Source organism: uncultured Roseobacter sp. (genome assembly GCF_947499265.1).
Classification (GTDB): Bacteria; Pseudomonadota; Alphaproteobacteria; order Rhodobacterales; family Rhodobacteraceae; genus Roseobacter.
The window spans coordinates 122065-134125 of record NZ_CANMNK010000010.1 but is presented as its reverse complement, the minus strand read 5'-3'; the positions used below and the strand labels follow the sequence as shown (position 1 = coordinate 134125).

Annotated in this window: 13 protein-coding genes; 2 read left to right on the top strand and 11 right to left on the bottom strand. The window is 62.2% G+C overall.

Annotation, left to right across the window (positions count from 1 at the left end; translation table 11 throughout):
- Positions 1-504 (top strand): transketolase C-terminal domain-containing protein (locus tag Q1A63_RS23075; protein WP_299632556.1); only part of this gene is annotated, 504 nt, incomplete at its 5' end.
- Between the two features lie 9 nt (positions 505-513).
- Here the strand turns inward: Q1A63_RS23075 and Q1A63_RS23070 are convergent.
- From Q1A63_RS23070 to Q1A63_RS23035, 8 genes are all read right to left on the bottom strand, one after another.
- Entirely contained in the window at positions 514-1308 is a 795-nt protein-coding gene (locus Q1A63_RS23070; RefSeq protein ID WP_299632554.1) for an alpha/beta hydrolase, read from the bottom strand.
- A complete protein-coding gene (locus Q1A63_RS23065; RefSeq protein ID WP_299632552.1) occupies positions 1301-2290 on the bottom strand; it encodes a P1 family peptidase in 990 nt (329 codons plus the stop codon). The genes Q1A63_RS23070 and Q1A63_RS23065 overlap by 8 nt, the downstream gene beginning before the upstream one ends.
- A gap of 69 nt (positions 2291-2359) precedes the next feature.
- Positions 2360-2710 (bottom strand): cupin domain-containing protein, encoded by a 351-nt coding sequence (locus Q1A63_RS23060; protein WP_299632549.1) that lies wholly within the window; start codon positions 2708-2710, stop codon positions 2360-2362.
- Positions 2707-3453 (bottom strand): SDR family oxidoreductase, encoded by a 747-nt coding sequence (locus tag Q1A63_RS23055; RefSeq protein WP_299632547.1) that lies wholly within the window; start codon positions 3451-3453, stop codon positions 2707-2709. Before Q1A63_RS23055 ends, Q1A63_RS23060 begins: the two co-directional genes overlap by 4 nt.
- A 12-nt stretch (positions 3454-3465) precedes the next feature.
- Entirely contained in the window at positions 3466-3963 is a 498-nt protein-coding gene (locus Q1A63_RS23050; protein WP_298975289.1) for a GNAT family N-acetyltransferase, read from the bottom strand.
- Entirely contained in the window at positions 3956-5569 is a 1614-nt protein-coding gene (locus Q1A63_RS23045; RefSeq protein WP_299632545.1) for a dipeptide ABC transporter ATP-binding protein, read from the bottom strand. The genes Q1A63_RS23050 and Q1A63_RS23045 overlap by 8 nt, the downstream gene beginning before the upstream one ends.
- Complete coding sequence (locus Q1A63_RS23040; protein WP_299632543.1) at positions 5566-6381, bottom strand: ABC transporter permease; 816 nt, start codon at positions 6379-6381, stop codon at positions 5566-5568. Before Q1A63_RS23040 ends, Q1A63_RS23045 begins: the two co-directional genes overlap by 4 nt.
- Entirely contained in the window at positions 6378-7325 is a 948-nt protein-coding gene (locus Q1A63_RS23035; RefSeq protein WP_299632563.1) for an ABC transporter permease, read from the bottom strand. Before Q1A63_RS23035 ends, Q1A63_RS23040 begins: the two co-directional genes overlap by 4 nt.
- Before the next feature lie 77 nt (positions 7326-7402).
- Here Q1A63_RS23035 and Q1A63_RS23030 point away from each other — a divergent pair, with 77 nt between their 5' ends.
- Positions 7403-8548 carry an acetoin utilization protein AcuC gene (locus Q1A63_RS23030; RefSeq protein WP_298975453.1) on the top strand — a complete coding sequence of 382 codons (1146 nt, stop codon included), beginning with the start codon at positions 7403-7405 and terminating at the stop codon, positions 8546-8548.
- A gap of 110 nt (positions 8549-8658) precedes the next feature.
- On the opposite strand, the gene Q1A63_RS23025 is transcribed toward Q1A63_RS23030, so the two are convergent.
- From Q1A63_RS23025 to Q1A63_RS23015, 3 genes are all read right to left on the bottom strand, one after another.
- Positions 8659-8868, bottom strand: coding sequence for a hypothetical protein (locus tag Q1A63_RS23025; protein ID WP_298975452.1), 210 nt, complete (start codon positions 8866-8868; stop codon positions 8659-8661).
- 344 nt (positions 8869-9212) lie between these two features.
- Positions 9213-10697: an ABC transporter substrate-binding protein gene (locus tag Q1A63_RS23020; RefSeq protein WP_298975451.1), complete on the bottom strand. Its 1485-nt coding sequence runs from the start codon at positions 10695-10697 to the stop codon at positions 9213-9215.
- A 17-nt stretch (positions 10698-10714) separates the two neighbouring features.
- Positions 10715-11998 carry an acetylornithine deacetylase/succinyl-diaminopimelate desuccinylase family protein gene (locus Q1A63_RS23015; protein WP_298975448.1) on the bottom strand — a complete coding sequence of 428 codons (1284 nt, stop codon included), beginning with the start codon at positions 11996-11998 and terminating at the stop codon, positions 10715-10717.
- Positions 11999-12061: the final 63 nt, after the last annotated feature.

The following is a 12061-nucleotide window of genomic DNA, read 5'->3' as shown; positions in this document are numbered from 1 at the left end:
GGCAATGGCACAGGCGTGGCCTTGCCCGAGCGCGGCGAGGTGTTGGAGATCGGCAAGGGCCGGATCATTCGCGAAGGAGAGGGCGATGTCGCTCTGCTATCGCTCGGCACCCTTCTGGGGGAATGCGAGGCCGCCGCGACGATGCTGGCGGGTGAAGGCATCAATGCCACCATCGCCGATGCACGTTTTGCCAAACCGCTGGACATGGCACTCATCACGCAGCTTGCGGAAACCCACAGCGCGGTGATCACGGTCGAACAGGGGGCCAGAGGCGGGTTCGGCGCGTCGGTGCTGCAGGAAATGGCGGCCCATGGATTGCTGGATCACGGCTGCCGGGTGCGGACACTGTGCCTGCCGGACCGGTTCGTTGATCAGGCAGCGCCGGTGGAGATGTATCGCGACGCCGGTGTCGACGCCGAAGGGATCGTCGCGATGGTTCTGGGTGCCCTGCAACAGGACCGCAAAGTCATTGATTTCCACAGCGCGCGGAGCGTGCGCGACTGACGCCGCGCTTCAGATGTCGTGCTGCAAGGCGAAGTCGCGTATGTGCTGGGCGACCTTTTCAGGGGCCTCCCAATGCACAGCGTGCCCACTGCCGGAAATGACCCGATGTTCAATACCGCTCAAGGCGTCTTTGGCGGCTTTAAAGGGAATGAGCAGGTCGTCCTCCGCCAGAAGCGCCAGCGTTGGGACATCCGGCTCAGTTTGAAACGGGGCAGGGGCTGCGCTCAGAACGGCTTCCAGTTGATGCGCCATCGCCTCCACGGATTGCGGGTGCGGATAGGCCAGTGCCTGTGCCACGGCCGCATCGATCGCGCCGGGAACTTCATAGGTTTGTGGCGCAAAAATCCATGGGAAAAATACGCGGAGCCAGGCGTCGGGCGGTGCGTCAGACCGGCGGATGGCGATCAGGGTTCGGAAGAGCTCGACATTGCGGCGCAGGTTGAGCGGGGCCGAGGCCAGCATGGTGTAGCTGGCCACGCGTGTCGGCGCCATTCTGGTCAAAACCCAGCCGATGTTGCCGCCCAGCGAATGACCCAGCACATGGACTTTCGAATGCCCGAGGTGATCCAGCAAAGCCAGGGCATCCTGTGCCCAGATCGTAGGGGAGGCGGGCGCATCAGCGGGGGTTGTGCGCCCCGTGGTGCGGTTGTCTGGGCGAATGAGCGTGAAATCTGCGCCGAGAAAAGGCAGCAGCGGTTCCCAGCTCGCGCTGTCTGACAACATACCTGCGAGCATCAAAAGCGGCGGGCCGGTGCCGGAAACCTCGTAGTGCAGAGAAACGTCGGGCAGAGCGAGGTCAGGCATTCTGGCTCCGCCAGCTGGGCAGCAAATCGCTGGGGTCCGGGGTCGCCTCATAGATCGCGCGGGCAATCGCGCGGGTCAGGCAGAGTGCCGCAGCATGGCCGATCAGACCCGGATTGCCGTCCGGCGCGGTGCCGGTGGAGAGGGCAAAGACCAGATCACCGTCACCGGGACTATGCGCGGGCACACAGGCGCGCGCGATGCCGTCATGGGCGGTGACCGCGACCCGGTGGCACTGCGCTTTGCTCAGCCGGGCATCCGTGGCGACAATGGCGATGGTTGTATTCGATTGATCGGAGACCAGCGCGCGTTTTCGGCTGGTCAGGTCGCGCCCTTGCCCGGTGGCAGGATCAGGCCCCAATCCGCCGAATTCGGCGTCAATTTCAAAGGGTGCGGCGTGGAAGTACCGGTCGCCCGGGGTGGTGACGGACCCCATGGGATTGGCCGCCGCCAGCGCGCCCACCATTGTGCCATCCTCCAGTTGTAGCGATGCCGAGCCAAGCCCGCCTTTCAGCATCGCCGAAAGCGCCCCCGTACCTGCGCCCGCCGTGCCCAGATCGAAGGTTGTGCTCGCGGCCTCAAAGGCCGATCGACCTAGGGCACGATAAGGATTTTCGGTCCAGTTTTTGTCGCCGCCGCTCAGAAGGTCAAAGAGGATCGCACCGGGCACAATCGGGACAATTGCGGGTCCAACCCTGTACCCGCGCTGCCTTGCGCGTAGAGCATCTACGACGCCGGAGCAAGCGTCGAGACCAAAGGCCGACCCGCCCGCCAGCACCAGCGCGTCCACTTCCGAGACGGTCTTGTCGGGGGCCAATAAATCGGTTTCGCGGGTGCCTGGCGCCCCCCCCATGACGTGCACCGAGGCCACAAATGGTGTGTCCGCTGTCAGCACCGTGCAACCGGATTTCAGACGATCATCCTGTGCGTTACCGACTTTGATTCCAGGGACATCGGTGATCAGGTTGCGCGGGCCTGGCGTCATGAGAGGCAGGCGTCTGGCCACAAGAGACTTATGCCTCCGGCGGGGATATTTCGGGCCAGAAGAAGCATCTTAGATGCGTGGTTTTGGGGCGGCCGTGGCGGGATCGCCGGTGTTGGGCTCGCCCTTGGGTTCGATCAGCAGAACCTTGCATTCGGTGACCGCGCGCGGACGGTGAGTGACCCCCTTAGGCACGATGAAGAGTTCACCGGCGGCGACAGGGTGAGAGCGATCTTCGATATCCATGATCATGTCGCCCTCCAGCACGAGAAAAAAATCATCGGTCTCTTCGTGCAGGTGGAACGGAAATTCGCCCTGAAAGCGGACAACCATCACCTCATTGTCGTTGTAGTCAGCGATCACATGCGGATCCCAGTGGCTGGTGAACTGCCCGAGCTTTTCCGCCAGATTGATCGTCTTCATATACAGCGCCCTCCGTCGATTTCCATCGCCACCCCGGTGATCATGGAAGCCTCATCCGAGCACAGAAAGCAAGCGGCATTGCCCATGTCCTGCGGCGTTGAAAACCGGCCCAAGGGGATGGTGGCGAGGAATTTGGCGCGCATCTCTGGCGTGTCCTCGCCCATGAAGGATTTCAGCAGCGGGGTTTCGCCCGCCACCGGGTTCAGGGCGTTGACGCGGATGCCCGTGGGCGCCAGTTCAACCGCCATCGCTTTGGTCGCGGTGATCATCCAGCCTTTGGAGGCGTTGTACCAATTGAGGCGGGGGCGGGGGGAGACACCGGCGGTGGAGGCGATGTTCAGAATGCACCCGGCGCCGCGGCTTTTCATATGCGGCACCAAGGCGCGGGCGGTCAGATAGACCGATTTCATGTTCACGGCCATAACCCGGTCGAAATCGTCTTCTGTCACCTCTTCCAAAGCTTGCGGCAAATGCGTGATGCCGGCGTTGTTCACAAGGATATCCACGTGGGTCCAGGCCTCGATGGCCGCCCGAGCCATGGCAGAAACGGAGGCGCCGTCGGCCACGTCCACCGCGCAGGCCAGGGCATGATCGCCCATCTGATCGGCCAGATCCTGAGCGGCAGAGTGATTGATGTCCGCGATCATCACGCGCGCGCCTTCGGAGGTGAATTTGCGCACGATACCCGCCCCGAAACCCGACGCGCCACCTGTTACAATGGCGGTTTTTCCTGTCAGTCGCATCTCGGTCTCTCCCTACAGCTGGTGTTTCAGAACCCACCGGTTGTGCCCGTCACTCTCCGGCGTTGCCGGGGCGTATCGATGGGGCACAAAGCCTTCACGCGTCCAAAACGTCACGGCACGGGGGTTGGCCTCCAAAACCGATAGTTTCAGCATGGTCGCCCCCGCCCTGCGGGCTCTCTTCCTGAGCAAGTGTAGCACAGCGCGTCCGGTACCGCGCCCGCGAAACGCAGGATCCAGCAGCATCAGCCCAATCCACCAGTCGGTGGGCAGCTCGTATCCTTCAGCGACGCAGACCATGCCCAGCATCGCCGTCTCTTGCATCACGGCAAAGGCATAGAGATTGTCCGTGGTCAGCCCCGGGGGTACCGCTTCGAAAAACTCGTTGATGTAGTCCATGTCCGGCGCCCGGCCAATTTCCAGCGTCACGTAATCCGCCGCCCGCTCTGCGAGGTCGAGCGCATCTTCGGCATGATCGGCCTTGTTGATCGGCTTCAGCGTGATCTCAGTCATGGGGTGCTTGCCTTTGCAGGATCGACACATCTGGCAACGTTGGGGCCGCTGCGATCAGCTTTTTCGTATAGGGATGTTGAGGGTTGGTAAATATCTGTTCCGTATTGCCTTCTTCGACGATCTCGCCAGCTTGCATCACCATGACCCGGTCGGTCACGGAGCGTACGACACTGAGGTCGTGGGAAACAAAGAGATAGGTCAGCCCATAGGCGCGGCAGAGGTCTGCCAGCAGGTCGAGAATTTGCGCCCGAACAGAGACGTCGAGCGCGGAAACGGCTTCGTCAAACAGGATGAGTTCGGGGCGGATGATCAAGGCGCGCGCAATGGCGATGCGTTGACGCTGGCCGCCGGAAAACTCGTGGATGTAACGGGTGGCGTCCTCGGGTTTCAGCCCGACCGCGGTAAGGGCCTCGGCGATGGCCGTTTTGCGCGGGGCCCCCTGTGGCGGATCGCTCAGCAAGTGGAAAGGTTCGGTGATCAGGCGCGCGACCCGGTGGCGCGGGTTGAAACTGCCGAAAGGGTCCTGAAACACCACCTGCATGCGGCGCCGCACCTCAAGGTTGGGGCGACCCTGGGTTGTGACCGGCGCGCCGCCCAGCGTGATGGTGCCGGATTGCGGCTCTTCCAACCCCAGGATGGCGCGGGTCAGCGTGGATTTTCCACAGCCGCTTTCGCCGACAAGCCCGAGCCGTTCGCCCCGCATGAGCGTGAAGGAGACCCCCTTTACGGCATCGAAGTGTCCGGGGGCCGCAAAGAGTTTGCGCCGGGGCAGCCGGTAGCTGCGGTGCAGGTCTGCCACCTGCAACAACGGCTGCGGTGCGGGTGCGGCGGGCAGATCGACCCGGTGCGTGGAGGCCTCAAACAGCATGCGCGTATAGGGATGGCGCATATGGGCCAGCAGATCAGCCGTCGGCCCGGTTTCGACCACTTCGCCATGGCGCATGACGGCGATCCGGTCCGCCATATCCGCGACAACGGCGAGGTCATGGGTGATCATCACCAGCCCCATGCGGAAATCGGCCACCAACCCTTTGAGCAGGTCAAGGATTTGCGCCTGTGTCGTGACGTCGAGCGCGGTGGTCGGCTCATCCGCAATCAGCATTTTGGGACGCAGAGCGATGGCCATGGCGATCACCACGCGCTGGCGCTGCCCGCCGGAGAGTTCATGCGGATATCGGCTGAGCGGAAAGCGGTCGGGCGGCAGGCCGACGCGGGTGAGCACTTCCGTCGCCCGGGTTTCGGCCTCGGCCTGCGAGGTATTGGTGTGGATGCGGATGGTTTCGGCCACTTGCCGCCCGATGGTGTGTACTGGATTGAGCGCGGTCATTGGTTCCTGAAAGATCATTCCAATGTCGTTGCCACGAAGGTCGCACATCTCGGCCTCTGGCAGGGTGGTCAGCTCTGTCCCGGCCAGCGTGATTTCGCCGCTGGTTTCTGCGCCACGAGGCAACAGCTGCATGATCGCCAGTGCCGTCATCGATTTCCCGGAGCCGCTCTCGCCGGTGATTGCCAGGATTTCGCCGGGGGCCACGGAGAGGGTGACATCCTTGAGAATGGGCATCGCATGGATGTTGAGCGACAGGTTCCGGATCTCCAGCAGGCTCACGTGCGCACCCGTTGCAACCGGGGATCAAGCGCATCGCGCAACCCGTCGCCCAGCAGGTTCAGCCCCAGCACGATCAGGATGATCGCAAGGCCGGGGAAAATGGCCAGATGCGGGGCAAATCCCACCATGGTCTGCGCATCCGCCAGCATCCGCCCCAGCGACGGGGTGGGGGGCTGCACGCCCAACCCCACAAAAGAAAGTGCTGCCTCTACCTGAATGCCCAACGCAAATTGAATGGTGCCCTGCACGATCAGCAGGTTCAGAACATTGGGCAGGATGTGTTCGACGGAAATATGGGCGCGGCTTTTGCCCGCCACACGGGCGGCGAGGATGAATTCCCGCTCCCATAGGGGCAGCGCGCCGCCACGGGTCACGCGCGCAAAGACGGGGATGTTGAAGATGCCAAAGGCGATGATGGCATTGACGGCCGAGGGGCCAAAGACGGCCGTGATCAGAATGGCCATGACCAGCAGCGGAAAGGCAAAGACGATGTCATTGCCGCGCATGATGAACTCATCGAGCCAGCTGCCCTTGTGCACTGCGGCGGCCAGCCCAAGGGGAACGCCAAAGCTCAGCCCGACGACCAGAGCCACAAGCGCCACGCCGATCGAGGTGCGCGCGCCGACCATGATCATGCTGAAAATATCGCGCCCCAGATGATCGGTGCCGAGGACATGGGCCCCCCCCGGCGTTTGCAGCTTGTCGGGGATGTTGAGCGCGGTGTGATCGAAGGGGGTCCAGATCAGCGAGAGCAGCGCCAGCGCGATGAACACAGCGGACAGGAGGGCCCCAAGGATCAGCGTCTTGCTCATGTCCGCGCCCTTAGACGCGGGTCCACCGCCGCATAGGCAAGATCGACCAGAAAGTTGATCACGATGACACCAAAGACCACCAGCATCACCACGGATTCCACGACGATCAGGTCGCGCGCGGAGATGGACTGGAAAATCAACCGCCCCAGGCCCGGCAGGTAAAAGACCTGCTCGATGATGATGGTGCCGGCGAAGAGGAAAGAAAATTGCAAACCGATGATGGTGAGCACGGGGATCAGCGCATTGCGCAGCCCGTGCCGCCAGAGCGTCTGGCGCGCGGTGAGGCCTTTGGCTCGGGCGGTGCGCATGAAATCCTCGCCCAGCACGTCCAGCAGCGCGGAACGCATCACCCGCGTGAGGATCGCGGCCTGCGGCAGGGCAAGGGCGATGGCAGGCAGGGTCAGGGATTTGAGCGCGGCAAAGCCCCCCTCATCCCAGCCCGGAAAACCACCCGCTGAGAACCAGCGCAGCTGGATTGCAAAGATCAGCACCAGCATCATCGCAAACCAGAAATTGGGGACCGCAACGCCCAGCTGCGTGGCCCCGGTGACGCCCAGGTCCCCCGCGCGGCCGCGGCGGGACGCGGCATAGAGACCTGCGGGAAAGGCGATGACAACCGAGAGGGTCAGCGCATAAAGCGCCAGGGGGATCGAGACGCCAATGCGCGCCGCCACCATTTCGGTCACCGGCGTGCGGTAGGTGTAGGAGGTGCCAAAATCCCCCGTCAGCATGCCGGTGACCCAGGTAAAATATCGCTGGATCTTGGGCACATCCAGACCCAGTTCCGCCCGCAGCGCGGCCAGTGTTTCGGGCTGTGCGTTGATCCCCAGCATGAAGGACGCCGGATCGCCCGGGGCGATCTCGATCACGGTAAAAATGATCAGCGACGCAACAGCGAGGCTGAGAACAAGAGAAGCGAGGCGTTTGAGCACATAGCGCAGCATTGCGGCGAGGTTAGGCGGTGGGTCTGGCATGGTCCAGAGGGGTTGTTGCGGCGGGCCAATGGTCTAGGTCTGGTGCCATGGACAAGCCACGCTTTATCGGCGCGGAAATTTTCCGCCATTCCAGCTATGGGCGCTGGCATCCGTTGCGGGTGCCGCGGGTGAGTACGGTCATGGATTTGTCGCGTGCCATGGGGTGGCTGCCTTCAGCGCAGTTCATCACCGCGCCACGCGCCAAGCCGAAGGCGCTGACGGCGTGGCATACCCCCGACTACATCGCCGCCCTGCAACGGGTCGAGGTCGCGCAGACCGTGATCGCCGAAGACACCGCGCGGCATCATCTGGGATCGGTCACAAACCCCGTCTATCCGGAGATTTTCCGCCGCCCGGCCACTGCGGCGGGTGGGTCGCTGCTGGCCGGGGAATTGCTGCGCGAGGGTGGGGTGATCTACAACCCCCCCGGCGGCACGCATCACGGGATGCCAGATCGCGCCAACGGATTTTGCTATCTGAACGATCCGGTGCTGGCCATGCTCAGCCTGCGCCGCAATGGGGTCCGGCGCATCGCCTATGTGGATATTGACGCGCACCATTGCGACGGCGTGGCTGTCGGCTTCCACGGTGACCCGGAGTGCCTGATGATCTCGGTGCATGAAGAAGGGCTGTGGCCGCGCACTGGACCGATTGAGGATGATGCCGGTGGTGCGGCGGTGAACCTGCCAGTGCCCCGGGGGTTGAATGACAGCGAGATGGCGTTCATCCGTGAGGCGCTGATTGTCCCGAAGGTGACCGGGTTTCGACCAGACGCCATCGTATTGCTTTGTGGTGCGGATGGTGTGGAGGAGGACCCGCTGGCGCACCTCAGCCTGTCCAACAACGCGCATTGGGCGGTGCTGCGTGCGCTGATGGGTGTGGCCCCGCGGTTGTTGGTGCTGGGCGGGGGCGGGTACAACCCGTGGTCGGTTGGGCGGCTCTGGACCGGTGTTTGGGCCACCCTCAACGGGTTTGATATTCCAGACCGTCTGCCGGGCGCGGCGGAGGCCGTCTTGCGCGCCTTGACCTTTGAGGGCAACCGGCGGGGCAAGAACCCGCCCGAGCATTGGTTCACGACCCTGCGCGATGCGCCGCGTGACGGGCCCGTGCGGGATGTGATCAAGGACCGCGTGCAGCTTCTGGCGAGCCGTAGCGCAGCGGTGGGCCGCATTACATCGCAGGCACACTGGTGATGGGCAAAAAGAAAACCGACGCCGGTTGGCATCGGTTTCCTTGAAACGGGCGGTTCCTCTCGCTCGGCAGCTTGTGGTTTCGCCCGGCTCTGCCCGAAAGATTTGAGGGATCAGACGGGCATGTTGTCGAACAGGTCTTCGATGGCTTCTTCTTTGAGCGTGGTGTTAAGGCGTCGCATACGGGCGGGAACGGTTTCGCCGCGCGCTTTGAGTGTTGCGATCACACGATCAAATTGAGGTTGTAGCGCCAAACGCTCTTTCTGGCAGGCGTCTTCGATTTGTTTCTCCAGTTGGATGGCGCGCTCTGTGAGGTCAGTCAAGGCAGGCTCCTTTCAGGCTTTTTAGCATATGGTAAAAGGTGCAGCATCGTATGGTGCGGAGTCGATCCGCATCATCATGTTACCCGCTTAGGTAGAAATTTTGCAAGCCATTTTGCTCAAAAAATGGGCAGGGTCGTTTGAGTGGGCACATGGGAGAAGGCTGTGACCCACTCAAAACCCCCAGGGTGTTTGGGATGTTCTCGGAAGTGGTTCTGATAAGATGGTACACAGGGTGCGTCATTGCTGAAATGACCCGTTTCCGGTCACGTTGCCGCAGTGTCGGTCGAAATCTCGGGTATTCTGGTACAAATGCAGACGCCCGGTGCGGGCGCCTGCCTGTTTGATCACTCGCTCCAGCTGACGCCGGTGAGGTCGGTGGCCTGGGTTGGAGCATTGGCCCAAAGACCCTGCAAATCCGCCTTGGCGACCGAAAGCTGGGCCAGTTGGAAGAGATATCCGTTCACGTAATCATCCGCGATCATCTGTTGGGCATCACCCATCATTTGTGCCCGCATCTCCGGGTCCGTGGTGCTGTTCAGTTTTGTGATCAGCGCCTGGAAATCCGGGTTGTCGTATTGAAAGTAATAGTCCGGATTGGCGTAGATGCCGATATCCATCGGTTCGGTGTGGCTGACAATCGTAAGCCCAAAGTCTTTGCCCCGAAAGACCGATTCCAGCCATTGTGCCCATTCGACATTGGTGATGGTGGCGGTGATGCCGACCTCGGCCAGTTGTGCTGCGATGATCTCGCCGCCACGACGGGCATAGGAAGGCGGCGGAAGGTAGAGCGTGGTTTCAAACCCATCGGCCAGACCGGCTTCGGCGAGCAGTGCTTTGGATTTCTCCGGGTCGTAGTTCGACTGGCCGGTCAGGTCTTTGTAGGCGGGGTTATGCGGTGCGAAGTGGGTGCCGATGGGCGTCCCATATCCGAACATCGCGCCGTCGATGATGGCCTGCCGGTCAATCGCGTGGGCCACGGCCTGGCGGACCAGTGGATTGTCGAAAGGCGGCATCTTGTTGTTGGTCGACAGGATGGTTTCACCCTCGGTCGAGCCGACGATCACCTGGAACCGTGGATCGGCTTCGAACTGTGGCAGATTTTCCGGGGCCGGGAAGGCATAGAAGTAATCCACGTCCTCGGCCATCACCGCCGCAAAGGCCGCCGTGGGGTCAGAGATGAACTTGAAGGTTGCGGCTTCCAGGGCGGCGGGCGTGCCCCAGTAGTCCGCATTGCGGGTCAGCTCGATGCGGTCGGATTGCACCCATTCCACGAATTTGAACGCGCCGGTGCCGATGGGCATTTGTTTGATATTTTCGATGCTCTCGGGGGCGACGATCACTGCATCCCCCCAAGCGAGGTTGAAGAGCATATTGCCGTTGGGCTCGGAGAGGGTGAGCTTGACCGTCAGCGGGTCCACAACCTCCACGGAGGCGATGGCGGCATAAAGCGCCTTTTGCGCATTGGCGCTGTCTTCCGCAAGGATCCGATCAAGGGAGAATTTCACATCCTCCGCGTCCATGGTGGTGCCGTCGTGGAAGGTCACGCCTTCCTGCAGAGAGAAGGTATAGGTCAACCCGTCATCGCTGATTTCCCAGCTTTTGGCGAGACCGGGCACGATGGAGCCATCGGCCATGAAGCGGGTCAGGCCTTCGAAAACATTGGAGTAGAGCACCGTGTCGATGGCGCCAGCCGCCGCGGAGGTCGGATCGAGGTGCGGCGGTTCCAGCTGCACGGCGACGGTGATGTCCGATTTGGCCTGTGCCGTGCCGATGCTTGCCGCGAGGGCCAGCAGGCTTGTGGCCGCCAGTCGGGTGACGAAATGTTTCATGAAAAGGCTCCCTTGTTTCAGTCGTTTTTGGCCAGCATCAGCGATTGCAGGGCCGCGCCCATGACCTTGGCGCTGTCTATCATATCATCAATGCCGACGTATTCATCCGGTTTATGCGCAAGTTCCAGAATGCCCGGACCATAGGCGATGCAGTTCTTCAATTTGCCAATACGGTCAATGTGTTTCTGGTCATAGGTCCCCGGTGACGCCACGTATTGCGGCGGCTGGCCGATCACGTCTTCGATGGCACGGGCAACCGTTTGTACGACGGGGGCATCCTGGTCGGTCATGGAGGGCAACACTGAGTTCAGTTCCGTCAGCTCATAGTCGAAATCGGCGCGAGTGGATTTCAGCCCCTCCAGCAGGGCGGTGACCTCATCGCGGACCTGATCCAGCGGCTCTTCCATCAAGAAGCGTCGGTCGATCACGATCCGGCAGGCGTCCGGGACGCAATGCGCGGGCAGACCGGTGAAATCGTCATCCTGTTCCGGTTGGCCGCCGTGGATGGAATTGATGTTCATCGTGGAGTGCCGCGCACCTTCCGGCACGACCGGCATATCAGTGCGCCGGGCGGCCATGGCAGGAAAGAGCTTGTCCTCGAATTCTGTCAGCACGGCGCCCATATGGCGCACCGCACAATCGCCCAGAAAGGGCATGGAGCCATGCGCGATCTCGCCCTTGGTTTCGATCTCCGCCCACCAGCCGCCGCGGTGGCCGAGGCAAATGCGGTCCTTGTTCAGCGGTTCAGGGATGATCACGTGCTGCACGCGGTCCGGGTTGAAAAACCCCTGTTCGGCCAGATAGGCGACGCCGCCGTAGCCGCCCGATTCCTCATCCGCCGTGCCGGAGATTTCGATGGCGCCGAGGAAGTCGGGGTGCGTTTCGATGAAGGTTTCCGCTGCGATGATGGAGGCCGCGAGCCCGCCTTTCATGTCGCAGGCCCCGCGCCCGTAGATCTTGCCGTCTTTCACCTCTCCGCCGAAGGGATCCGTGGTCCAGCCGCGCCCGACTTCGACCACATCCGTGTGGCTGTTGAAATGCACGCAGTCACCCGGGCCGCGTCCCTCACGCCGTGCGATGATGTTCCAGCGTGGGTATTTTTCGCTGTCACCGGGCGTGCCCTTGGCGCGGATCAGCTGCGTTTCAAATCCATGGCGGCGCAGGCGCTTGTCGAGGTAATCGCAGATGTCGCGATAGTTTTCGCCCGGCGGGTTCAGGGTCGGGATGCGGATCAGATCACGGGTCAGTGCGATCAGGTCGTCGCGTTTGGCGTCTATGGCGATTTGCAGGGGTGTGGTCATGGCGCTAGTTTTGAGGGTGTTGGATGGAATGGCAAGGCCGTGTGTGGTGGCGCGCGTTGCGCA